The 24,725-nt window shown below is 38.1% G+C and carries 16 protein-coding genes, 1 pseudogene and 2 riboswitches; of the genes and pseudogenes, 12 read left to right on the top strand and 5 right to left on the bottom strand.

Annotation, left to right across the window (positions count from 1 at the left end):
* Nucleotides 1-27: 27 nt before the first annotated feature.
* A complete protein-coding gene (locus tag JFU24_RS14700; protein ID WP_201222360.1) occupies nt 28-1,449 on the bottom strand; it encodes a YfcC family protein in 1,422 nt (473 codons plus the stop codon).
* A gap of 274 nt (nt 1,450-1,723) precedes the next feature.
* On the opposite strand from JFU24_RS14700, the gene JFU24_RS14695 reads away from it, so the two are divergent.
* Nucleotides 1,724-3,763, top strand: a complete 2,040-nt coding sequence (locus JFU24_RS14695; protein WP_201222358.1) for a sigma 54-interacting transcriptional regulator — start codon at nt 1,724-1,726, stop codon at nt 3,761-3,763.
* A gap of 512 nt (nt 3,764-4,275) precedes the next feature.
* Here JFU24_RS14695 and JFU24_RS14690 read toward each other — a convergent pair.
* Nucleotides 4,276-4,596 (bottom strand): hypothetical protein, encoded by a 321-nt coding sequence (locus JFU24_RS14690; RefSeq protein ID WP_201188387.1) that lies wholly within the window; start codon nt 4,594-4,596, stop codon nt 4,276-4,278.
* Nucleotides 4,597-5,278: 682 nt separating this feature from the next.
* Here JFU24_RS14690 and hutP point away from each other — a divergent pair.
* The 7 genes and pseudogenes from hutP to JFU24_RS30795 all read left to right on the top strand — a co-directional run bounded on the left by hutP (nt 5,279) and on the right by JFU24_RS30795 (nt 15,133).
* Entirely contained in the window at nt 5,279-5,743 is a 465-nt protein-coding gene (gene hutP / locus JFU24_RS14685; protein ID WP_053348919.1) for a hut operon transcriptional regulator HutP, read from the top strand.
* 316 nt (nt 5,744-6,059) lie between these two features.
* Nucleotides 6,060-7,571 (top strand): histidine ammonia-lyase, encoded by a 1,512-nt coding sequence (gene hutH, locus JFU24_RS14680; RefSeq protein ID WP_201188389.1) that lies wholly within the window; start codon nt 6,060-6,062, stop codon nt 7,569-7,571.
* A gap of 194 nt (nt 7,572-7,765) precedes the next feature.
* Nucleotides 7,766-9,424 carry a urocanate hydratase gene (gene hutU / locus JFU24_RS14675; RefSeq protein WP_201188391.1) on the top strand — a complete coding sequence of 553 codons (1,659 nt, stop codon included), beginning with the start codon at nt 7,766-7,768 and terminating at the stop codon, nt 9,422-9,424.
* Between the two features lie 13 nt (nt 9,425-9,437).
* Nucleotides 9,438-10,736: an imidazolonepropionase gene (gene hutI / locus JFU24_RS14670; RefSeq protein WP_201188432.1), complete on the top strand. Its 1,299-nt coding sequence runs from the start codon at nt 9,438-9,440 to the stop codon at nt 10,734-10,736.
* Between the two features lie 119 nt (nt 10,737-10,855).
* Nucleotides 10,856-10,966 (top strand): annotated as a pseudogene (locus JFU24_RS14665) (hypothetical protein); the annotation flags it as partial.
* A gap of 1,229 nt (nt 10,967-12,195) precedes the next feature.
* A complete protein-coding gene (locus tag JFU24_RS14660) occupies nt 12,196-13,401 on the top strand; it encodes a quaternary amine ABC transporter ATP-binding protein (RefSeq protein ID WP_201188395.1) in 1,206 nt (401 codons plus the stop codon).
* 4 nt (nt 13,402-13,405) lie between these two features.
* Nucleotides 13,406-15,133 (top strand): glycine betaine ABC transporter substrate-binding protein, encoded by a 1,728-nt coding sequence (locus JFU24_RS30795; protein WP_201250149.1) that lies wholly within the window; start codon nt 13,406-13,408, stop codon nt 15,131-15,133.
* A 180-nt stretch (nt 15,134-15,313) separates the two neighbouring features.
* Here the strand turns inward: JFU24_RS30795 and JFU24_RS14650 are convergent, their stop codons facing one another.
* Nucleotides 15,314-15,496, bottom strand: a complete 183-nt coding sequence (locus tag JFU24_RS14650) for a hypothetical protein (protein WP_056523237.1) — start codon at nt 15,494-15,496, stop codon at nt 15,314-15,316.
* Between the two features lie 592 nt (nt 15,497-16,088).
* Between JFU24_RS14650 and JFU24_RS14645 the strand changes: the two genes are divergently transcribed.
* Nucleotides 16,089-17,003, top strand: a complete 915-nt coding sequence (locus JFU24_RS14645; RefSeq protein ID WP_201250148.1) for a nucleoside hydrolase — start codon at nt 16,089-16,091, stop codon at nt 17,001-17,003.
* Nucleotides 17,004-18,084: 1,081 nt separating this feature from the next.
* Here the strand turns inward: JFU24_RS14645 and JFU24_RS14640 are convergent.
* Complete coding sequence (locus tag JFU24_RS14640) at nt 18,085-19,035, bottom strand: ABC transporter substrate-binding protein (RefSeq protein ID WP_201188401.1); 951 nt, start codon at nt 19,033-19,035, stop codon at nt 18,085-18,087.
* Nucleotides 19,036-19,038: 3 nt separating this feature from the next.
* Nucleotides 19,039-19,584, bottom strand: a complete 546-nt coding sequence (locus JFU24_RS14635) for a hypothetical protein (RefSeq protein WP_201188403.1) — start codon at nt 19,582-19,584, stop codon at nt 19,039-19,041.
* A 159-nt stretch (nt 19,585-19,743) separates the two neighbouring features.
* Nucleotides 19,744-19,963: riboswitch (cobalamin riboswitch) on the bottom strand.
* A gap of 201 nt (nt 19,964-20,164) precedes the next feature.
* Between JFU24_RS14635 and JFU24_RS14630 the strand changes: the two genes are divergently transcribed.
* From JFU24_RS14630 to JFU24_RS14620, 3 genes are read left to right on the top strand one after another with little or no spacing between them, the layout of a single operon-like run.
* The gene (locus tag JFU24_RS14630; protein WP_053348904.1) at nt 20,165-21,121 is read left to right on the top strand and encodes an AAA family ATPase; all 957 of its coding nucleotides are present in this window, start codon (nt 20,165-20,167) and stop codon (nt 21,119-21,121) included.
* Entirely contained in the window at nt 21,121-22,317 is a 1,197-nt protein-coding gene (locus JFU24_RS14625) for a DUF58 domain-containing protein (RefSeq protein ID WP_201250147.1), read from the top strand. Before JFU24_RS14630 ends, JFU24_RS14625 begins: the two co-directional genes overlap by 1 nt.
* Nucleotides 22,314-24,518, top strand: a complete 2,205-nt coding sequence (locus JFU24_RS14620; protein ID WP_201250146.1) for a DUF4129 domain-containing transglutaminase family protein — start codon at nt 22,314-22,316, stop codon at nt 24,516-24,518. The genes JFU24_RS14625 and JFU24_RS14620 overlap by 4 nt, the downstream gene beginning before the upstream one ends.
* A 26-nt stretch (nt 24,519-24,544) precedes the next feature.
* Nucleotides 24,545-24,646, top strand: a riboswitch (purine riboswitch).
* The last annotated feature ends 79 nt before the right edge of the window (nt 24,647-24,725 follow it).

The following is a 24,725-nucleotide window of genomic DNA, read 5'->3' as shown; positions in this document are numbered from 1 at the left end:
ACTGTTTCTTTCTTGTAAATACTGCTATCAGAATGGACCATACCCGATGAAGTGGGCTATGATAACAGCTATTAACCCGATGAGATATTGAATGAGCACCAGCGGTAAAATCCACTTCGCCCACTTTGTCCAAGGAATGCCTGCGATTGCTAATCCCGCCATTAAGGTGGTAGCGGTCGGGAAAATCATATTTCCGATTCCGTCCGCAAAAGAGAAAGACAACACTGCAGTTTGGCGCGTAATATCCAATAAGTCTGCGAGCGGCACCATAATTGGCATTGTCAGCATCGCATGACCGGTGCCGGACGCTAGTATAAAATGAATTAGAGTTTGGAAGCTGTACATGCCGGCAACGCTTAAAAAGGCCGGGATATGCTGGATAGATTCAGCTACTTGATGCAACATAGGGTCGACGATATGGCCCTCATTCAATACGACAAGAATGGCACGTGATACGCCGATTATCAAAGCGCCGCCGAGCAAGGCAGCAGATCCATTAGTAAAGGAGTTGACAATGTGATCTGCAGACAGTTTTCCGATGATTCCAATTACAATTGTCAATACAATGAATAAGGCAGCGATTTCTGTCATGTACCATTGGAACTTGATGACTCCAAACGCCAAGACGATATAGTTAATTAAAAAAGCTACTAAGATGAGCTTATGTCTCGCTGTTAACTTCGCACTTGATTGCAGCAGGTTTTTCGCTTCTTCTTTTGTATATTTTCCGTAGATTCCTATAGAAGGATTTGTCTTTACTTTCATTGCGTAACGATAGATATAAAGAACGGAAACCAGATAGACAATAACAAATAAAATAAGGCGGAACCCTATGCCTGAGAACATCGGCAATTCTGCGATTCCTTGGGCAAGTCCAACTGTGAATGGATTCATGACGGCAGTCGTAAATCCTGACATTACCCCTACTATGACAATGGCGGTTCCTGTAATTGTATCGAATCCCAGAGCCAACGCCAGGGGAATGATAAGTGGAAGGTAAGCCAGTGTTTCTTCTGCCATCCCCATTAAGGAGCCGCCTACAGCGAAAAACAGCATCACGACAGGAATCAATAGCTTTTCACGCGTCGCCAACTTCCGAGCCATTGTCCCGATAAGCACATCAACCGTACCTGTTGCTCTTAAAACACCGAAAAACCCTCCGATAATCAATAAGAAAAAGATAATATTTCCGGCTTCTACCATTCCTGTGTGAATAGCTTTTATCATATCGAACAATCCGACCGGTGCAGATTCTATCCATTTAAAAGAATTGGCGTCTACAGTTGCTCGTCCATCCGCTTCAATCCTTGCATATTCCCCAGCCGGCAAAATGTAAGTGAATAGAGTTGCTATTGCGAGAATGCAGAGCAGTAATACAAAAACATTGATTTTTCTCTCTTTTTTTCCCGCTGTTCCAAGCGAAACAATCTTTTCTTGTGATTGGCTCATACGTGTCTCTCCTTTGTCTTTAAAATAAATGCATGGAACTAAAACGCTTACAAAATAATTCCGGCCTAGAGACTATCAACTTTTTTTCTCGTATTCTGCTGTTTTCCTCCTTTTCAAATCCATAGGCACTTCACTGATTTTTATATGCAAAATCTGTGCCAATATTGGTAGATTGATTTTTATGAAAACTTTAGGGTTGGGTTATAGTTTAAGGTCATTATTGGTTCTTTTTGGTGATATAATAGAACCAATTTAAAGACAGGTAGGTGTTTTTATGTCGAAATCCTCACTTACTCTTATAGCGGGAAGTGCAAAAACAAAGCAAGCCTTGCAGGAACAGCTGGAACAATTGCTGGGAGACTATGTTCATGTTAAAAGCCATGCTACCGATGAGGGAATGCCACAGTCACTGGAAGATAGAATTATCTTGTATTCATCAGATACCGCTTATGATAATTCAAATGAAATGTATAGCGTAAATGCCGAGAAAATAATTGTGGGAAAGAGAACAGTTAATCATGAATACATTGACAAACTTTTAAGAATACCTGATGGTTCAGCAGTTTTGGTGGTGAATGATGATGATGATGCCACTATAAGTCTTATTGAATCCTTATATCAGCTTGGTGTCGATCATGTTCAATTTATCCCATTTCGGAAGGGGATATTGTTTTATGAGGATGTCCAAATTGCCGTTTCACCAGGGGAAATACATCTGTGCCCCTCTTACATAAAAGAAGTAATCGATATAGGCGTTCGTCTTTTTGATATAACAACAATTCTGGAAGTTGTAGAATGCTGCGGTTTGAACAAGGATATATCCTCTAAGATTTCAGAAAGGTATATTAGCAATATCATTGAATTACAACGTAAGCTGTTATTTGCGGAGCGGGATGCCAAGCAGATGAGCGAGCACATCCAAAATGTGTTGGGAACTGTCGATGATGGAATATTGGTCGTTAATGAGGAAGGACGGATTACGGTATTCAATAATCGGCTTGCGGCATTGTTTCATGTGGATGCACAAGATGTGGTTAATAAGTATTTAGAGCATGTAATGAATCGCCGGGATATTACCGATTTCATCATGGACGGTAGGGATGAAAGCAAGTTCTTCGACATAAACGGCGTGGACGTCGTAATTTTTCGGTTGCAAATGATGAAAGAAAATACAATTGTCGTAACCTTCAAGAGTGTACATCAAGCCTTTGAAATAGAAAAGACAGCACAAAGAGAAATGAGGAATAAAGGATTTTATACGAAATACTGCTTTGATGATATTATCGGTGAGGATGATGTAATGAAAGATCGTAAGCAGATTGCTAAGAAGCTTGCCTTGTCAGAGCATCCGATTTTGATTCAGGGTGAGACAGGAACAGGAAAAGAACTGTTTGCTCATGCTATTCATGAACATTCATTGCGAAAAAACGGGCCATTTCTGGCTGTGAACTGTAGCGCATTAACAGAAACTTTACTTGAAAGCGAATTGTTCGGCTACGAAGAGGGAACATTTACAGGAGCGCAAAGGGGAGGCAAGAAAGGTTTATTTGAATTGGCGGATAACGGGACTATCTTTTTGGATGAAATTGGCGACATAAGTCTCACAGTTCAATCACATCTGCTGCGCGTTTTGCAGGAGGGGGAAATCCGCAGAATTGGCGGCAGAAGAATTATACCCATTAATGTTCGAGTGATTACTGCAACGAATAAAGATCTTCAAGGAAAGATGCGTGACGGTTCATTCAGAACAGACTTGTTTTACCGGCTGAATGTACTCAATCTCTACATTCCGTCACTCAATGAGAGAAGAGCGGATATTCCGCTTTTGATAAAGCATCTCATCACAAAGAGTGGGAAGTGGGTAAAGGTAGAGCAAGACGTACTGGAGTATTTCATGCAATATAATTGGCCCGGCAACATAAGGGAACTGAAAAGCACAATTGATTACATGCTGACGGTTTGTGAGGGAAATGTTGTGACGAAAAGAGACCTTCCGTTCATGCACGGACAAGCGGGAGACAGTGTGACGTCCGAATATTCCGCATGTGAAAGTATGCTGGAAATGCAGGAGCGTGCTTTCATCTTGGAAGTAATCAAGCAATACAATGAAAAAGGAAAAACGGCGAGCAGAGAGCTAATATCAAGTCAAAGCAAAGAATCGGACTTTGTCTTGTCCCCTCAGCAGGTCCGTCGCCGCCTGGATATTTTAGAAGGCGAAGGATTTGTGGTCAAAGGTAGAGGACGGGCCGGCACGAAGATAACTGCTGCCGGAATAGAGTATTTATATTTTCTTAAGTCGAAGTGTTCAGTGTAGTGCTAAAGAAAAATGATTCCTGCATGTTGCTTTTGGATGAAAATGAGATAAACATCCATTAATTGATTGAGTTGGATATAACGATAGGCAGTGCAAATGAGATAGACATGAATCATAATTTAAAGGGACTGAGGCGTTTTGCTAAGAGAAAGCTGGCGTCAGTTGCCCTATACGATTTATGGCTGATGAGTTTAAGTCAGCGCAAGTATTAGGGGAATTCTCGTTGCAAGTAAAGGTCCGTCCTTTTGCTAGGGGAGAGTAAAAATCAGATGCTTCGGGGTTTCCTTTCCATAATATCAACACAATATAGTCAGGATGGAATTCTAAGACATTGGAAACTCAATTTTTTGATTCCATAAGTCTTATTTTGAAAAATTTGATATCTAAGAAATGTTGTAGAACGTGTCATTGCTTGATCAAAAAACGAGTACGATCCATGTTAGGATTGAAACCCTTTCGAGGGAAAACCTAAAAAAATAGCTTGGGGGACATCTCCAATATGTATTAATTATTTATATATCTCCTTCTTCTAGTTTTTTGTTTAAAACCATATAATCATTCTTGTTAAAGGATATCGTTACTCTATCTAGTCTATCTCCATTTGGATATAAAAATAATTGTTGATTGAATTTTATACCTAAAGGTACGACTGTTTGATAAATAAGATTTAAAATTTTAAAACATTCTAAATCTACTCCTTCTTTCAAATGATTTTTAACATGAATAATTACTACATCTTCAATATTTTCAAATCTAGGTTTTCGGGGAGAAATATTTTGAGCTTTACAAAGTCTTTTTAATAGATTTTGATAATAATCATGATTTTGTTTCAAATAAACCACCTCACATTTCATTTTATGTTATATAATTATATAAGAAAAATACATAATATAGAAATATAGGGTAATTTTGTGAAAAAATATTATTTTATCAACACTTTGCATCCTTTTTTCTTTAGTTTTAGTTACTCCAACATTTGCAAGTGAAACATAAAACAACTTTTTCAACTTCGTGATTTCCTTTCCCAATTAAAATAGATATTTCACAAAAGCAAAAAAACTTCGCAAAAAAGAAATACGATGATTTCTTCATGCCAAGTTCCATTCTATACACTAATAACTAAATTGGATTCTTGTTTTATTTACTTGAGTATTCTAAAGTAACTCAAATATCTAGTAATTGAAAATTTCAAAATAATAATTCAAAAATCTTCAGATGAATTATACTTTTTTTCGGCCCGTATTTGTTCTATTCTTTCGGAAACAATTCTGAACATAAGATGCAGTGATACTCTTTTTTCTAATTCCAATTTAGGTATTTATAAATGTAAATCAGTCATTAAAGGCTGTGTTATCTGAAACTTCAGAATCGACTAGATTATATCTATTGAATAAATAGTTGTCAACATCGTTATGTATGCGCTCACATGAGTATGGTCATATACAGATTGACAACTTATGTATCCTAAAGTATATACTTATTGAGTCTTAGGGAAAATAAAGGGGAGGGACATCTATGAATAATCAAGTTAGCCAGATCAATAATTTTTCTATGGGGAAATTAACTTCTTTATTGGTTCTCATGCATAATACTGAAATGGTAAAAGAAATTGAACAAGAACTTATATCTAGAGGGTGTCAGTATACAGTTGGAAAAGTTGGTGCCATGGATTTATCTAAAGTAGTTTCCGCGATTGAGACGAGTGCTAAAACAAACAATGTAATAAATTCTAATTCGTATAGAGAGGTTCATGCTCTTTATCATGCAATATTAGAGGCGATGCAAGGAGTAAGCAGAGGAACCCTACAATTAGGCGATATTTTGCGTACTGTTGGTTTAACATTTTCAATTGTTAGAGGAAATATTGACTTTTCTGGATACAATGGAGAATGGATTAGTGTATTTGTATATGGAACTATAGGTGCTCCAAAAAAAGGATTCGAACATGATGCATTAGGATTTGGATTTAATCATATATAAAAAAACGACCCAAATTATTTAAGTTTCAAATAATTTTTAATATTTTTAGAAAAACAATTGACAAAACATTCAGATAAGGCGATACTCTTATTAGGTGCCATACTAGTTATACTTTAAGTCGTACACCTTAAAGTATATAGTCATTTAGGTTTTATAGTTATTTAGGATTGATTTCAATGTTTAAACTTATAGTTAAAGCCCATAGTTAATAGATTATAGGGGCTATATCAAAAGAGGAATACATTTCTCTTTTGATATAGCCCCCTTTTTATTTTCAAAAAGTAAGGTGATTTTATTATATAAAGGAGTGATGATAATGTTTATTCAAATAGACGGGAATTCATTAACGTATGATCAAATTCATCAAGTTATTCATGAGGGTTATTCCGTTAAAATTAGTAGTGATGCTCTAGAAAATATAAAGAAAAGCAGAAATATAGTTGAGGAAAGTATTATCAACAACAAAGTAATCTATGGTGTTAACACAGGATTTGGGAAATTTAGTGATACGGTAATTTCAAAGGATGATTTAGCTGACTTACAAATCAATTTAATTCGAAGTCATGCTTGTGCCCTTGGGGAGCCATTTTCTTTGGAGGTAAGCAAAGTTATGCTGCTTCTCAGAGCGAATGCATTAGCAAAAGGATTTTCAGGCATTCGTCTGGAAACTCTGCAGTTACTAATTGATTGTTTAAATCACAATATTGCTCCTGTTATTCCAAGTCAAGGGTCATTAGGAGCAAGTGGTGATTTGGCTCCTTTATCACATCTAGCATTACTATTAGTTGGAGAAGGCGAAGCTATTTACAATGGTGAAAAAATGCCAGGGGGAGAAGCACTAAAGCAAGCAGGTCTTGAACCGATAAAATTACAAGCAAAAGAAGGCCTAGCTTTAATAAATGGAACTCAAGCTATGACAGCTGTGGGTGTAGTTGCATATATGGAAGCTCAAGAGCTTGCTGATCTTGCAGATGGTATAGCTGCGTTAACATTAGAAGGCCTTCAAGGAATTGTTGACGCTTTCACTCCAGAATCTCATTCAGTAAGACCTTATCCAGAACAGCAAAAAGTAGCTGGAAGAATTCTTTCTTATCTTGAAGGTAGTCAATTAACAACCACTCAGGGACAAATTCGAGTACAAGACGCTTATTCATTACGATGCATACCACAAGTACATGGTGCTGTTCAACAAGTTTTAAATTATGTAAAAGAGAAACTAACCATTGAAATAAACTCGGCAACGGATAATCCATTAATATTCTCAGATAGTGGAAAGGTTATCTCTGGAGGCAACTTCCATGGCCAACCGATTGCTTTCGCAATGGACTTTCTTGGTATAGCAATGTCAGAAATAGCAAGTATTTCTGAAAGACGAATTGAACGATTGGTAAACCCTCAACTAAATGATTTACCAGCATTTTTAAGTCCAGATCCTGGTCTTCAATCAGGTTTAATGATTACCCAATATGCTGCTGCATCATTAGTTTCAGAGAATAAAACATTAGCTCATCCTTCTAGTGTAGATTCTATTCCATCCTCAGCTAACCAAGAGGACCATGTGAGCATGGGGACAACGGCTGCACGTCATGCTTACCAAATTATTCAGAATAGTCGCAAAGTCCTTGCTATAGAAGCCATTTGTGCTGCTCAAGCTGCAGATTTTAGAGGCTCAAATAAGTTAGCACCTGAGACAAAAAGAGTTTATTCAAAAATAAGAGAAGCTGTTCCAACTATTACACAAGATCGTATCTTCTCACTTGATATTGAAAGATTAGCTAAGTTACTAAAAGAGGACGTACGGGAAGTTAATTATCAATTGATGCATTAATAAAATTACATGGATATTTTTTTAATATAAGGTTTCTCAAAGGGTAATTATGACACCTAAACATAAAATTTATAAAAAATGATGCTTTTTATGAATTGTGTCTCAGTATAGTTTTTTCTAAGAAATTATTAGTTTCTATAAATTCAAAGAATCTAGTTTCAGATATTTTCATGTTAATAGGGGAGGAAATATAAATGAAAACTGAACAAAGAGTAATTAGAGCACCTCGTGGAAAAGAACTAAACACTAAAGGGTGGGTGCAAGAAGCTGTTCTTCGTATGTTAATGAACAATTTAGATCCAGAAGTAGCAGAACATCCAGAAAAGCTAGTTGTATACGGAGGAATCGGAAAGGCTGCACGTAACTGGGAAGCATTTGATCGTATCGTGTCAACTTTAAAAGACTTAGAAGAAAATGAAACTTTATTAGTGCAATCAGGAAAACCTGTTGCTGTTTTCAAAACCCATAAAGATGCACCACGTGTCCTGTTAGCTAATTCAAATATTGTGCCAGCATTTGCTAATTGGGATAAATTCCATGAACTTGATAAAAAAGGATTAATGATGTACGGCCAAATGACGGCAGGAAGTTGGATCTACATTGGAAGTCAAGGAATTGTACAAGGTACGTATGAAACGTTTGCTGAATGTGCGAATCAACATTTTAATGGCGATCTAGCAGGTACTATTACCGTAACAGCAGGGTTGGGAGGCATGGGAGGAGCTCAGCCTCTCGCAGTTACGATGGCAGGCGGCGTAGTGATTGGCATTGATGTCGATCGATCACGCATCGAAAAACGGATTGAAACTCGTTATTGTGACGTCGTGTTAGAAAACTTAGATGAAGCGATTGCGTTAGCTGAAGAAGCAAAGGATGCAGGTAGACCTCTTTCGATTGGTTTAGTAGGGAATGCGGCCGAAGTTCTTCCAGAAATGCTTAAACGTAACTTTATCCCAGACATTGTGACAGATCAAACTTCTGCACATGATCCGCTAAATGGTTATTTACCAGTAGGGTTTACTTTAGAGCAAGGGGAAATTTTACGTAACAACAATTCAGAAGAGTATGTAAAAAAATCAAAAGCAAGTATGGCTCAACACGTGCAAGCCATTTTAGATATGCAAAAAAGAGGTTCAATCGCTTTCGATTACGGCAATAATATTCGTCAAGTAGCGCTTGATGAAGGAGTGAAGGATGCGTTCGATTTTCCAGGATTTGTGCCAGCCTATATCCGTCCTCAATTTTGTGAAGGAAAAGGACCTTTCCGATGGGTTGCCTTATCAGGAGATCCAGAAGATATTTACAAAACAGATGAAGTGATTCTACGCGAATTCTCATATAATACGCATCTTTGTAACTGGATCAAAATGGCGAGAGAAAAAATTGAGTTCCAAGGATTACCAGCGCGTATTTGTTGGTTAGGTTATGGAGAACGAGCAAGATTCGGGAAAATTATTAATGACATGGTTGCATCTGGAGAGCTTTCAGCACCTATCGTCATTGGAAGAGACCATTTAGATGCCGGTTCTGTTGCTTCACCAAATCGTGAAACAGAAGCAATGAAAGACGGAAGTGATGCTGTATCAGATTGGCCTATTTTAAATGCATTAGTGAATACAGCAGCAGGAGCAAGTTGGGTATCTGTTCACCACGGTGGTGGTGTGGGTATGGGCTATTCTCTTCACGCTGGTATGGTAGTTGTAGCAGATGGAACGGAAGATGCTGCACAACGTCTGGAACGTGTCTTAACAACAGACCCTGGTATGGGTGTTGTTCGTCATGTTGACGCAGGCTATGATTTAGCGATTCAAACTGCAAAAGAAAAGGGTATGAACATTCCATCATTAGATTAAGAGGAGTGAAAGCATCGTGAAATCAATTACGTATATTAAACGTGCATCGCAAGTGGTGACGGTTAAGGGTGGCAGTAAGGAACCTAAGCGTGGCCAAGCCATGTCAGACATCGGTATCATTGAAAACGGAAGCGTTATTATAGAGGGTGGAACGATTACATTTGTTGGGTCAGATGTCGAAGCTGAACAATATATTTCAACTATAGATGGAAAAGTATCAACGATTGACGCCTCGGGGAAAGTCCTAACCCCGGGGTTGATCGATCCCCATACACATCTTGTATTTGCCGGAAGCCGTGAAAAAGAACTAGAAATGCGGTTAAACGGAGCGAAGTATATTGATATTTTAAAAGCCGGTGGAGGTATCCTTCAGACCACAACAAGTACAAGAGAAGCATCCGAAGAACAATTAATTGAAGAATCGTTGAAACGGTTGAATCGTTTTTTACAATATGGTGTTACGACTGTTGAATCTAAAAGTGGGTATGGATTGACACTTGAAGATGAATTGAAACAGCTTCGAGCAACGAAAAGGCTGAACGAGCAGCATCCAATTGACCTTGTTTCTACTTTTATGGGAGCTCATGCTATTCCGGTTGATTATAAGGAAAACCCAGATGAGTTTGTGCGTCTTGTGATCGAAGAAATGATTCCGAAGGTTGCCGAAGAAAACCTAGCTGAGTTTTGTGATGTTTTTTGTGAAGAAGGAGTCTTTACGATAGAGCAGTCTGAGCGAATTCTTGAGGCAGGAAAGAACTTCGGATTAAAGCCTAAAATACACGCTGATGAAATTGTCCAATTTGGTGGGGCTGAACTTGCAGCAAAGGTGGGAGCTGTTTCAGCAGATCACTTATTACAAGCTTCTACTGAAGGAATTAAGCAAATGGCTGAAAGTGGAGTGATTGCTGTCTTATTACCAGGAACTGCTTTCTTTCTTATGGAAAAGCCTGCAGATGCAAGAAAAATGATCGAATCCGGTGTACCTGTTGCTCTTTCGACAGATCGCAATCCAGGATCATCTCCTACTGAGTCATTACCATTTGTCATGAACTTAGCATGTTTGACGATGAAAATGACACCAGCAGAAGTTTTAACGGCTTGTACGATTAATGCAGCTCATGCAATTGGAAGAGCTGATCAAATCGGAAGTATCGAAGTAGGAAAAAAGGCAGATCTTGTTTTATTTGATGCACCAAATTACCAAACGTTACAGTATAACTATGCAGTAAATCTAGTTGATACTGTTCTTAAAAGTGGAAAAGTGATCGTAGAAGGTGGAATTCTGCAAAACGTGCCCGTATCCACAACATAATTGCCCTTCTTTTCATTGACTGCGCTTGCCATTAGTTAGAACCGTATCATATTGAATAGGATACGGTTTTAACTTATTTATCTGTTTTAGCTTTAGGGTTTTATTCGTTTAAATAACTTATTGTACTAGGCGGATCACAAGGGCGTGAAACAGCTACCGCTAAAGGAGTCACTATTTGTATTGAAGAAGCAGCCAAGAGAAAAGGGATTGAGTTAAAAGGTGCACGTGTTACAAATGTATTCAATGCTATTAATATAGAAGTATCTGTTTCTTCATAAAAAGTAAAAACGAACTTCTAAAAGTGTAAGTTCGTTTTTTTTGCCTGAGCGCTCTTTAGCTTCAAAACTCTTGCTTCATCTTCCATATTACACGCACAGAAATAACTACTTCACTTCATTGTTATTGATTCGTTTTTTATTTTCGGCCTTGAGTCTAACTTAGCCGACTCTTCTTTATGACTAGACGAAGGAGTGTAGGCAAGTAGTTGTTCTGGAGACACATAGGCGGATGAGGTCCATTGTGCACCCCTAAAGACCCTCTCAATACCCCTAGATTTATTTAACAGTGACCGCAAAGCGTCCCCATCGCTTGTGGGACAATTTCATTTTTTTAAAAAAGTTTGCAGGAAATTACTTTTGACGTTTCGGTAACGGCTTGAACCGTTGATAGATAAGGGTTTACAGAGGGTAGGTGGCCCTTTTATATGGGGCACCATTCTAACATGCATACGCTAGTTTTCCGCCCCACGTCATTTGAATTTCTATTCATTCTTTGTTAAGGTAATTAAGTACTTCAGGGGTTATATGTTTAGTCAAGTGCAAAGACTAAAGAAAACTCTAAGTGAAAAACCATTTATATTTCAGTTGGTATATGCTGTGTCTGCTAGTTTCCTCAGTTATAATTGTACCTCTTTTCCCTACTTGAAATGCTCAATTTATTAGACACATATTGAATTACTTATGGGAATATAAATTTTTTTCCTATGCGCTTTATGTTAAGTGAAAGCGTCACTTCCTCCTTTGTTTAGGTTATGAAGTACTTCAGGGGTTAGATGTTTAGTCCATTGATTGGATCAAAGAAAACTCTAAGTGAAAATCATTTATATTTCAGTTGGTATATGCTGTGCCTGCTAGTTTCCCCAGATGTGATTACACCTCTTTTCCCTACTTAAAATGCTCAATTAATCACACATATATGTTTCAAGCAATATACTTATGGGAATTATAAATTTTTTTTTCGCACTTTGTGTCTAGTGCAAGCTGGCGATCATTAAACTGAGTCAAGTCCGCTTTTTTTTAAGAAAACTGATCCGGGACAGAGAAAAATATAGGACGTATCGTTTATAGCCATTTTCATTTATTTCAAGGTACTTATGTTTTTATATTGATTACTCGCATAAAACGGGGGAATTCAGCAAAACTGAATATCATATGGGCAAATATTAGAATGAGGTGACTCGATGAAGCCGTATGTAGAAGTCAGAAATGTCTCGAAAATATTTGGCAAATCTCCAAAAGCAGCGACAGATTTATTGATGCAGGGTAAAACAAAGAAAGAAATATTGAAAGAAACAGGACAAACAGTCGGTGTTAATAATGTCAATTTTGAAATTTACCCTGGTGAAATTTTTGTCATTATGGGGCTGTCCGGAAGTGGGAAGTCAACTTTAATCCGCATGTTTAATCGTTTGATTGATCCAACAATTGGAGAAATCTTAATTGGGAATGAAGATATCGTGAAGATGAACGCTGCCCGATTAAGAGAAGTCAGGCAAAAGAAAATAAGCATGGTCTTCCAGAACTTTGCTTTATTTCCGCATAAAACGATATTGGAAAACGCTGAGTTTGGGCTCGAAATTCAAAAAGTAGATCCAACAAAACGTCAAGAAAAAGCGATGAAGGCTCTTGAAGCCGTTGGATTAAAAGGCTACGAAAATCAGCTTCCATCACAGCTTAGTGGCGGAATGCAACAAAGGGTTGGGTTAGCTCGGGCACTCGCAAGCGATACTGATATTCTATTGATGGATGAAGCCTTCAGTGCTCTTGATCCATTAATACGTAAAGATATGCAGGATGAATTGCTGGAAATCCAAGATCAGTACAAAAAAACGATCATTTTCATTACCCATGATCTTGATGAAGCATTAAGAATTGGAGATAGAATTGCTCTAATGAAAGATGGAAGTGTGATTCAATTGGGAACACCTGAACAAATCATGATGAATCCAGCCAATGAATTTGTCGAGAAGTTCGTTGAAGATGTTGATCTATCTAAGGTACTTACAGCCTCTCATGTGATGATACGGCCGGAGAAGATCGCAGTAGACAGAGGTCCGAGGGTTGCGCTGGAAATTATGCGTAAACAAGGGTATTCCAGCATTTTTGTTGTGGATAGAAAGAAGAAGTTATTGGGGGCCGTGACTGCTGAACAGGCTCGTCAGGCAATGAGCAATAACCAATCGATTTCTGAAGTAATGACAACTGATATCCCAACTGTTAAAGAGGATGAATTGCTTGGAAACCTTATGGATGTGATGGCAACTTCAAGTCTGCCAATATCAGTCATTGATGATGAGAATAGAATTAAAGGAATTCTTCTTCGTGGGGCCGTAATTGGCGCTTTAGCAGGTAATAAAGATTCCTTGAATGAAATGGAGAGTGAATAATTCAATGAATATTCCGAAAATCCCACTGGGAGCTTGGGTCGATTCTTTAGTGGATTGGATAACTATTGTATTTGCTGGATTATTTACACTTATTACGAATGGGATTGAGGGTCTATTGGATATCCTGGTCGATGTAATGAGTGCGGGACCATCCATCGTGTTAATCATCGTCCTAACCCTTCTGGTTACCTATACAAGCAGATGGCCATTAGGGATATTTACTTTTATTAGCTTACTATTGATCGATAATCTTGGTTATTGGGAATCGAGCATTCAAACACTGGCTATCGTTATATTGTCAGGATTCCTAACCATCCTTATAGGGATACCGATCGGAATATGGTGTGCCCAAAATAAAACGGTGCGCAAGATCGTTACCCCAATCTTGGATTTCATGCAAACGATGCCTGCATTCGTTTATTTGATTCCTTCGATATTATTCTTTGGAATAGGGGTAGTGCCGGGGATCATTGCGTCATTCATTTTCGCAATCGCACCGACGATCCGTATGACCAATCTTGGGATTCAGGAAGTGCCCAATGATTTGATCGAGGCATCGGATGCTTTTGGTTCGACCAGCAGCCAAAAGTTATTCAAGGTACAAATACCATTGGCTACTCCAACAATCATGGCAGGCGTTAACCAAAGCATCATGCTGGCACTATCCATGGTAGTTACAGCTTCATTGGTTGGAGCACCCGGACTTGGGGCGGATGTCTACCGGGCTGTTAGCCAAATAAATGTTGGGCAAGGATTTGAAGCAGGTTTATCCATCGTAATCATTGCAATCATACTCGATCGTATCACGCAAAACCTTCGTAAACCAGCTTACGAACATATCGTTAGCCGGAAAATCATTTTTACAATACTGGCCCTACTAGTTGTGGGTACTGCACTATTCAGTACTTTTACAAAAGATACGGCTGTAAAAGGGGATAAAAATAGTTTTGCTGCCAAAGCCAATTATGAAGTCATCGGAATTGAACCTGGAGCAGGATTGATGAAGTTGACTAAAACGGCTATAGATGATTATAAGCTGGATGATTGGAAGTTGGTTGAAGGGTCTTCAGCGGCAATGGTTGCTGAATTGAAAAAAGCGATTGATAAAAAAGAACCAATCGTGGTTACAGGATGGTCACCGCATTGGATGTTCTCGAAATATGACTTGAAATATCTCGAAGATCCGAATGAATCCTTTGGCGGGGCTGAAAATATTAATTCGATTGCCAGAAAAGGCCTTGAGCAAGATGCCCCAGGCGCTTATAAAATTCTTGATCAATTCTTCTGGGATACTAAAGATATGGAAGATGTAATGGTCAAAGTTACTGAAGGTATGTCTCCTTCAGAAGCAGCAGAAAAATGGATAAAAGAAAATCAGGACAAAGTATCCGAATGGACCAAAGGTGCTGAATCAGGAAATGGTGAAAAAATCAAACTGGTTTATGTTGCATGGGACACTGAAATTGCCAGCACAAATGTGATTGGCAAGGTTCTGGAACAGAATGGTTATGACGTAACATTAAGTCAAGTTGAAGTCGGACCAATGTTTGCCGGCGTTGCAAACGGAAGTGCGGACGCAATGGTGGCTGCATGGCTCCCGGGTACACATCTTGAATACTATAATAAGTATAAAGATGACATGGTTGACCTTGGACCAAATCTAAAAGGAACAAAAAATGGTCTGGTCGTACCAGATTATGTCGATATTGATTCAATTGAAGATTTGAAATAAGAAAAAACGAGGGATTTTCGGACATGAAAATTCCTCGTTTTTTTTGTGATGAAAATGTTTTAGGGAGGAAGTGAGCCTAAAATGTTGAATTAAAAGAGTTTAAACTTTAATAATTACATGCACTAATTAATGATTGCTGGCTAAAGGGAAGTGTATAAAGAGAAAAAGAATAAACGAATCCTAATTAATAGAAACAAATTTATTTTTCAATTCCTCTTCAGATACCACGATTTTACCTCGCAAATCTTCGGAAAGTAATACATAGCTTTTCACTCCTATGAACTCTGAATCTGAAATAATAAAGAACTTTGTTCCCTTTTTGTACGTAGAAGGATAATCTTCAATTAACTTTAACATCTTCATCTTTTTTCCACCTTGAATATCCATTAACTAATTAGAATGTAACAACTTTCTTTATACTGGTAACCTCATATTATCTATCTATTTATAGCCTTCAACTATTTGGCCTATTTTAAAAATGAAATCACGGATATTGAATTTAAATAAATATCTTTGAATTAATAATCCAATATAAGTATTTACTAGTCAAGAATACATTTAAGTAAATATCTTTAAATATTTTAAGAAATCAGATGAAAACCGGAAAGGTGAGGTTCACCAACTGGATCACCCAACAAGGTTGTACCATTTTGGATCATTTCTTTCATGTATTTACTGCTAAATTGTGGGGATTATCTGTTTTTCTTTTTAATTGTCTATTATAAATATTCTTAAACTTTCCGTGGAATAACCTTTAATTGAATGCTAAAATTTAGTTGGAAAACCGGTTTCTCTAATACATAAGAAAAGAAAAAATGGGATGTAACGGATGTAGATGTATCCAATCACTAGGGTGCTTCCAAAGTAACTGTATTGTAAGATCCAGTGTTTGTATAAGAAATTTTGTCAACGGTACTATCATCGTAATCCGTTTAAAAAGAAAGTGGGAAAATATATGAAACCAATAATATTTGATGTTGATACTGGGGTTGATGATGCCTTAGCGATGGCATACGCATTAAACTCTCCTGAATTGGACGTGCTAGGCTTTACAACTTGCTTTGGTAACGTGTCCGTAGCTGAATCGACTCGTAATACGCTGGCAGTTTTGGAAAAGGTAGAAAAGAATATTCCTGTTTATAAAGGAGCCAATCAAACATTGGTGCGTGGAATGAAGAAAAAGTATCCAAAGCATGTTCATGGAGAAGACGGTTTAGGAAATACACTTAAGAATGAACCAACTATTTCAGCATCACCGGGAAATGCAACCGATTTTATAATCAATCAGGTGAAAAGTCGCCCTCATGAAATAACGATTATTGCAGTTGGACCATTAACTAACATCGCTTTGGCCATTAAAAAAGCACCAGAAATTATTTCACTTGTTAAAGAGGTAGTGATAATGGGTGGTGCAGTAAAAGTACCAGGCAACGTAACGCCGTACGCTGAAGCCAATATCGTATCTGATCCTGAATCAGCTGATTATTTGTTTTCCTCAGGGATACCAGTCACCGTTGTGGGACTTGATGTAACACATCAAACGTTTTTACTAAGATCAAAGCTTGATGAATGGCGTTCGACTGGAAAAGGGACTGCCCAATTCTTTGCAGAAATGACCGAATTTTATATGAAGTCTTATGAAACTTTCAATCCGGGTATTGGAGGTTGTGCTCTTCATGATCCACTCGCAGTTGGAGTTGTGATTGATCCAAGTTTTGTGACTACAGAATGGATGAACGTTAAGGTTGTGACTGAAGGAGAAGAGACAGGTAGAACAATCGGTCAACATGAAGGTGTGGCAAGGATTCGCGTCTGTACAAAAGTAGATGCAGATCGATTTGTGAAACATTTCTTGGAACGAGTTATATAAGGACATGGACTCATGATGTGAGGCTCTAGCTTTGAACTTTAAAGAATATCGATTACTCTGCATGGGGATTACTAGTTAAGAGATATGCTCCGTTTGATACTTTTCAAAGTTAGCGGTTTTAACGTTTCATATTCACCTAAGGATCGTTTTAATCAACGGCTATAGGTAATAAATCAGCATTATATTTGCTGGAAAAAGGACATCCTTTCATTTGGATGTCCTTTTTCGATTTTCTTTCTGAAATGTTTTCATGAGCAGTTTCAAAATAAACATTTTTATGATCTAGAATTGATTACAGGTAACGCACAGTATTTTTAAGAGTGCGGGTGGAGTCCAACTTAATACTACAATCTCTTTAGGGAAAACACTTAAACGATATTGGCTTTTTTGTTTTTTTAAAATTTAATCAATCGTTTGATTAATAAAATAATTGGAAGGATTAGTGAAAGTCTAAGGTTACTATTTTATGGGGAAAAGAAATGTATTTTCCATAATAGTCACGTATTCATGGGCATAAAGTTTTTATACTTATAAAACATGTAAAATAGTTGGCACTCGGGTGGTCTTCTTTTTTTGGAAAAAACAACAATGTAGTATAACGGAGCCTAAATAAAAAGGAAACCATTTAACTAAAGTTAAATGGTCCTTCGAAATAAATTTCAAAACTAATGTTTTTATAAGCTGTGTTTTTACTTTCAATGAAGTTCTCACATTGCTTTAAAAGGTATGTGAATACCTGTGTTCTTAAAACAGCCATACGGCTGTTTTTTTGCTACATACCTAGAAAGGTTTTAAGAATTCCTAAAAGAAGGGCGACTGCTAAGACCCATATAAAGAATTTTTTATACATGATCATTACCTCGAATTTTTTATGATTAGATTGCATTCATCTTAGCATAAAGATGAAAGAAGAGCAGGTGGTTCGTTATTTGCAAAGGGAGACCTTAAAAGAGAAATATAAGGGATTAGCGATGGAGGGCAGCTGCTCCAGGAGAGTGTGTGGTTGTAGTGATGGACTTAGGGAAGCAGAGGTAAAAAAGGAAAGGATGATCCAAGAACTTTGGAACATCCTTCTTTCGCATTATTTAAATAAGTCTGGATAAATGGTCTTTGCTGCGAGTTCTACAGCTTCACCAATCCTTGGCCCAGGACGTGACATAATATTTTCATCAAGTAGATAGACTTGATCATTTTTCACGGCGTTGATATCTTCCCAGCCTTTACGGGATTTAATTTCATCAACAGCATCATCTGCAAAGGTAGCAGTTGTAATGATAGCATTAGGGTTTCGTTTGACAATTTCTTCATCTGAAACCTTAACCCAGCCTTTTTGGTCGGCAAAGATGTTTTCAATGCCTGCAGTTTTTAGAATTTCTTGTTGGAAGGTTTCCGCTCCTGTTGTATAGATTTCTGGAGCTGGACTAATTTCAAAATAGGTTTGTTCCTTTTCATCTAATGTTTCAATTTTTTCCTCAACACTTGTAATTTGGGTTTGGATATCTTTCACCAATTCTTCGCCTTTTTCAGCTACGCCCATGACTTCAGCAATTTGCCCAATATCCCCATATACATCATCAAAATTTGTCGCGGATTTAATAATGAATACTGGGATTCCAGCATCTTCAAGTGGTTTCATCGTCGTTTCATCACCAATGGTATAAGCAATAATGGCATCTGGTTTTAAGGAAATAATTTTCTCTGCATTGATATTCACCGAATCGGAAACATGTTCAATATCCTTTGCTTCTTCTGGATAATTATCGAAGTCGGTCACGCCAACGACCTTATCTCCCAGCCCTAGTTCAAATAAAATTTCTGTATTACTTGGTTGAAGTGAAACTACTGTTTCCGGAACTTTATCAAATTTTATTTTCTTTCCAGTATCATCGGTAACGGTATAGGCTTTGACTTCTTCTGTCTTATTAGTGTCTTTCTTTTCCTTTGCCGTCTGGTCATCCGTTACTCCACATCCGGTAAGGAAAAGGGCAAGTATCAAGGTGGAAATCCAACTAAATCGTATGCTTCTCTTCATTATTTATTCCTCCGTTTTCTTCTTCATGGGTTTGGTTGGGTATGATTTACTGATAAAAGGAATCTCCTCAATACCATGTTGCTTATTGACGTAGACAGCCATCACGAATAGAACATTTGCAAGCAAATGGGCGTAATCAAAGAGAATTTCAGGGATTTCTATTTCTAAACTAACCTTGTGTAAAGCACGGACCGACTTTTTGGCTTCACTACGGCAAGTATGCAGAACACAGGCGGCGGTTGAACCTTGCGGAAGCACGAATGTCTCAATATGCTCTTTAACTTCTGCGACATAATGGTCGTAGATGGCACTTAGACGTTTCAGATCATTGTCGGTAATGGCCAATTTCCCACGGACTGAACCATTTAAATGATAAGCCATCGGCAACAATTCCATTAAATCTCGGTATACATCCGGAACATCCTTTGTAAGCGAGGCGGCCAAGCCAATTTGTGTCGTCAAAGAGTCGGTACGTATTTCATAATCGACGGTAGACTCGGATTCGCGCATGTATGGATAGCATAAAAAACGAAAATCCTTTTTTGCCATAACTCTTCCTCCTCTTCATAGTTAGATGAATCACCTCAGTATCGCTTTTCTCAGCAAAAGAAAAAGCCGACCAAGGGCATTGGTCGGCATCAATCACCTATGTATCTGTAACAGAAAAAGATGGAAGATTGCCGTACAATCCTCCTATCTTCCGAAGAGCATAATACGATAAAAAAGGCAGGTCTCCTGGCCCGTGCGTCATTTTACTCTAAGAACCTTCCCATTTGAACAGGATGAATGGTTATCGATGTGAATCTTTATCCTCAAACAGTGGTATTTATCTTATTTCATTAGCACTTACAGTTGCGGAAACAGCTTCGGTTTTACACCAAATTCCCTATTAAGCTGACAAGTCAGCACCTTTTTCTGCAAGGTTTATATTCACTTAGCAACAGTTTACCATACCTTTTTCCTAAAGCAGTATGAATATTTTTAGAGAAATTCGTTTATGGTTTGCGAATTATCTAGTAAACTTACAATGTAAGGTTTAATTGGATGTTAATGTAAAACGCATATCGAGTATAAAGAATATATAATAGGTGTTATATAAGAGTAATAGGGTAATCTCAGGAGGTAGAGTATGATTTATAAGCAGGTAAATCAAAAACTGGAAAAGATTTTAGGGAATATTGAAAAAGTGATTATTGGAAAACGAGATATAGCAGAACTGAGCATCGTAGCACTTCTTTCTGGGGGGCATGTTTTATTGGAGGATGTTCCTGGTGTAGGTAAGACTGTCATGGTCAGAGCACTGGCAAGATCGATAGGCGCAAACTTTAAGCGTATACAATTCACACCTGATTTACTACCTTCAGATGTAACGGGTGTTTCAATTTTCAATCCAAAGGAACAAGAATTTATTTTTAGACCAGGACCAATCATGGGCCATATTATTTTAGCCGATGAGATAAACCGGACCTCGCCGAAAACACAATCTGCCTTGCTTGAAGCAATGGAAGAGGCAAGTGTGACGGTTGATGGGGTTACAAGGGGATTGGAGAAACCCTTTTTCGTTATGGCAACACAAAATCCCATTGAGTACGAAGGAACATACCCACTTCCAGAGGCGCAATTGGATCGTTTTCTATTAAAAATGAAAATGGGCTATCCGGGTGTTGACGAAGAAATTGAGGTTTTGCATCGAGCTCAATATGCCGCACCACTTGAAGAGTTAGAATCTGTTATTACTTTAGAGGAATTAATAGCTTTACAGGAAGAGGCTAAAGCAGTGATAGTGGATGACACGATAAAGCGGTATATTGTTAATTTGGCTAATCGATCTCGTACGCATGAGAGAGTATATTTAGGGGTGAGTCCACGTGGATCGATTGCATTGATGAAGGCGGCCCAAGCTTATGCACTTTTGCAGGGCAGAGATTATGTTCTACCGGATGATGTGCAATATTTAGTACCGTTCGTGTTTGCCCACAGACTTATCCTGAAGCCAGAAGCGAATTATGAGGGAGTGGATGCTGGCATGGTGATTCACGAGATTGTCGCGACGATTCAAGTGCCTGTGAAGAGAGCTGTGACCTAATGCGGAACTTGATCAGCATCTTAAAGGAAAACATGAGTGTGATTGGCTTGTTATTACTTATAGCGATTTCCTTTTCTTTTGCGATGTTTCAAGGCGGTTTTGTCAGTTGGTTTATTTTTTATACATTTTTGCCGTTCGCTGTGTACTCTACGATTCTACTTTTTTATCCGATTAATAACATTATCGTTGAGAGAAAGGTCAGTAAAAGAGAATGCCGAGCAGGCGATTCTGTAGAAATAGCTTTAACTGTTACCCGTAAAAACAGGCTGCCTCTTTTATATTTGATGGTAGAGGAAGAGTTGCCGAAGGAATTGGAAAATAGGGGGATGCAAAGAAAAACACTTGTCTTTCCTGGTTTCAGGCATACATTCAGTATGACATATACTTTGAACAATTTGCCACGGGGTGAGCATACATTTCAAACAATCCGTTTCAGGACAGGAGACTTTTTTGGCGTCTTTGAAAAGGAAGCGACATATAGTTCACCTTTAAAAATCACTGTTTTCCCTTCATATCATGAGCTTACCTACAGAGATCTTGAGCGTGTATTCAATCAGGGACAAGTGGGATCAACAAAAAAAACACAGCGAGAACAATCAGTAGTATCTGGAGTTAGAGAGTATCAGCCAGGTGATCAGTTATCCTGGATTAACTGGAAGGCAACGGCTAGAACAAGTGAAATCATGACAAAGGAATTTGAAGTTCAGAAAAACCGTGATGTGTTTATCATACTTGATAATCAGGAATCGCTTTTCTTCGAAGAAGCAATTGTAATGACGGCTTCCTTTGTACATGCCATGTTAAAAAAAGGCATAGAGATTGGTTTCGCTAGTACGGGATCGAGGCAAATCTTACCGACTGGAGGAGGCAATAACCAGAAACGAAAGATTTTTAACCGCCTTGCTAAAGAAAAACCGAGTAGGATAACCACTTGGAACGGGATCATAAGGAAGGAAATTCTGCCGGCCAACGCAGCTGTGATTTTCATTGTCTCGGAATTAACATTAGAAAAGGTAGAAGTATTGAGTGCATTCCGCGCTAATCAAGGATTAACGTTGTTTTGTGTGAAAAACCCAGCAGACTTTACAGATGAGGAAAAAAAATCAAGAGCAGCAGCAGTATCACGGGGAATAAAGGTTTGCTTTCTTGAACAGGGGTATCTGCAACACGACAGACGAGAGGTGATGATGAAATGAATGTTTCAACCCCCTTGTTGGAAAAGTGGATGCATGTTCTTCTGTATACCTTTGGTCTGTTGTTGATCACAGAATGGTTAAGGCCTGTTGAGAAACTCACGGATACAGGGAATATTGTTGTTTTTGTTCTGTTTGTGATTTTTTCCCTACTACTGCATTATTTCCACTTCCATTGGCTAATCCGCTGTACCCTCTTAAGTGTTTATATAATGATTTCAGTACAGTTTCTTCATTCGAAAACCGCTTTATTTGAATTTTCATGGTTTAAAGGCAATCTGCTTGATTTTACAGCCAATCTATCAAATATATACGATGGCAAATGGGAGTTACTTTCAAATCCATTTCGAACTTTTCTATTTTTCTTGCTTCTTTGGCTTGTGACATATTTGATTCATTACTGGGTGATGGTGAAGCAAAGTATCTTTTTCTTTTTTATGTTAACGGTGATTTTTATATCGATACTTGATACATTTACTCCCTATGATGGTGATAAGGCAATGATAAGAATCATCATAATTGGTTTTGCAATGCTCGGTCTGCTGGCCTTGATGCGTCTGTCCATTCAGGAGCAGCTTAGGTTTTCAAGGGCTCCTATCAAGAAATGGATCTTGATCCTAACGGGGATGATTTTGATAAGTGTCCTTTTCGGTTTTGGTGCCCCTAAGTTCTCTCCACAATGGCGGGATCCAGTTCCGTATATTACTTCTTATTCAGATAAAGTGATGAAAGAAGATAGTAGTTCCACAGACAAAAGGGTGGGGTATGATGAAGATGATTCGGAACTTGGCGGATCGATAGAGCCAGATAGTTCTATTGTCTTTTATAACAATGCTCCTGCAGGTCATTACTGGAAAGTGGAGAACAAAGATGTCTATACTGGAAAAGGATGGGTTTCCTTAGAGGGAATAGACTTTTTTACTTTTTCTAACGGCCAGGAAATGACTTCGTTAAATACTTACGATATTCCGGAGGTAGTAAAAGCAGATGAAATGTCAGCGAGAGTATCCATGATGGAATTGTATTCTCATATTCTTCATCCGCAGTCAGGTTATTTAAAAAAGGTCAAGGGTAAAAAAGGAAAAGAGTTCAAGTTTTATAAGGATATGGACAAAATCATATCCGAAAAGGAAGACGGCGAAAGCCTTCTATTGAAAGAATATGAAATGACCTATGATATGCCGAGGTTTGATATGGCTGAGCTAAGGAAGGTCACAGAGCCGGATGAAACGATGGGTGTCTTAATGGATAAAAATACTCAGCTTCCAGAGGGCTTACCTAATCGAATATATGAATTGGCATCGCAGCTTACAATTAATGAAACAAATTGGTACGATAAAGCGAAAGCCATTGAAAATTATTTTGATGGTCCTGATTTTGTTTATTCAAAGGATGATGTTGCGTATCCGGAGGCAAATCAAGATTATGTCGATCAATTTTTATTCGAGACCCAGATTGGATATTGCGACAACTATTCAACTGCAATGGTCGTCTTACTACGTGCCGCCAATATACCGGCTAGGTGGGTAAAGGGTTATACTGAAGGAGAAAAATCAATTTATAAGGGTGAATCCGTTTATAAGGTAACGAATAATAATGCTCATTCCTGGGTAGAAGTTTATTTTTCTGGAATTGGCTGGGTTCCCTTTGAACCAACAAAGGGATTCACTGGAGAAGTTGAATTTTACAATTCGGACTTGAAACAGGATGATATAAAGAATTCGGAGACGGACACTCCAGCTAATGCAGAGCAGAAAAAGATGGAGACTAGTGAACGTCATGATACCCCTGATAAGGATACTCAATCATCTAGAGACAGGTTTGTGGGAAGCCAGGAAGGAATCTTGAAATGGACTTCTATCACTCTCATAAGTTTGCTGATGCTTGTGACAATTGGTTATTTCTCTAGAAGGAAGTGGATTCCGCACCTGCAGATTCTCCGCTATAAAAAGAAATCTGGCTCTCATTTTACGACGGCCTATGTATTATTATTGAAACAATTAAAACGTGCTGGTTTAGCACGTCCGGAAGGGCAAACATTAAGGGAGTACGCCGCATATGTGGATGCAGTGTACGGTACAGATGAGATGCAGAAGTTGACAGCTCGTTACGAATTAATAATTTACCGTGGAGACGTTGAAAATGGCGAATGGGAGCACTTACAAATCAGTTGGGAAAGCTTAATGAAAAAAACTAGCTCTTGACCAGCTTTTTATTATATTGATACAATAACTTAAACTAATATATCCTTCATATATCCTCGATAATATGGATCGAAAGTTTCTACCGAATCACCGTAAATGATTTGACTATGAAGGCGGATTTTAACTGGAAAGCTGAAAATCTGCCTTCGTCTGTACTTTTTGTGTATTTTTGAGGGTGGATTTTTAGTTTTTCTTTTTTTATGATAA

The organism is Peribacillus sp. TH27 (genome assembly GCF_016650915.1).
In the GTDB taxonomy this organism is placed as follows: Bacteria; Bacillota; Bacilli; order Bacillales; family DSM-1321; genus Peribacillus; species Peribacillus butanolivorans.
The sequence above is the reverse complement of the archived record's forward strand: the minus strand, read 5'-3'. Positions and strand labels throughout refer to the sequence as shown.

Excerpts from the sequence above, each read along its gene's own strand:
- JFU24_RS14700 (WP_201222360.1), bottom strand. The coding sequence starts at position 1,449 with ATGAGCCAATCACAAGAAAAGATTGTTTCGCTTGGAACAGCGGGAAAA.
- JFU24_RS14695 (WP_201222358.1), top strand. The coding sequence starts at position 1,724 with ATGTCGAAATCCTCACTTACTCTTATAGCGGGAAGTGCAAAAACAAAG.
- hutP (WP_053348919.1), top strand. The coding sequence starts at position 5,279 with ATGAATAATCAAGTTAGCCAGATCAATAATTTTTCTATGGGGAAATTA.
- hutH (WP_201188389.1), top strand. The coding sequence starts at position 6,060 with ATGTTTATTCAAATAGACGGGAATTCATTAACGTATGATCAAATTCAT.
- hutU (WP_201188391.1), top strand. The coding sequence starts at position 7,766 with ATGAAAACTGAACAAAGAGTAATTAGAGCACCTCGTGGAAAAGAACTA.
- JFU24_RS14660 (WP_201188395.1), top strand. The coding sequence starts at position 12,196 with ATGAAGCCGTATGTAGAAGTCAGAAATGTCTCGAAAATATTTGGCAAA.
- JFU24_RS30795 (WP_201250149.1), top strand. The coding sequence starts at position 13,406 with ATGAATATTCCGAAAATCCCACTGGGAGCTTGGGTCGATTCTTTAGTG.
- JFU24_RS14650 (WP_056523237.1), bottom strand. The coding sequence starts at position 15,496 with ATGAAGATGTTAAAGTTAATTGAAGATTATCCTTCTACGTACAAAAAG.
- JFU24_RS14645 (WP_201250148.1), top strand. The coding sequence starts at position 16,089 with ATGAAACCAATAATATTTGATGTTGATACTGGGGTTGATGATGCCTTA.
- JFU24_RS14640 (WP_201188401.1), bottom strand. The coding sequence starts at position 19,035 with ATGAAGAGAAGCATACGATTTAGTTGGATTTCCACCTTGATACTTGCC.
- JFU24_RS14635 (WP_201188403.1), bottom strand. The coding sequence starts at position 19,584 with ATGGCAAAAAAGGATTTTCGTTTTTTATGCTATCCATACATGCGCGAA.
- JFU24_RS14630 (WP_053348904.1), top strand. The coding sequence starts at position 20,165 with ATGATTTATAAGCAGGTAAATCAAAAACTGGAAAAGATTTTAGGGAAT.
- JFU24_RS14625 (WP_201250147.1), top strand. The coding sequence starts at position 21,121 with ATGCGGAACTTGATCAGCATCTTAAAGGAAAACATGAGTGTGATTGGC.
- JFU24_RS14620 (WP_201250146.1), top strand. The coding sequence starts at position 22,314 with ATGAATGTTTCAACCCCCTTGTTGGAAAAGTGGATGCATGTTCTTCTG.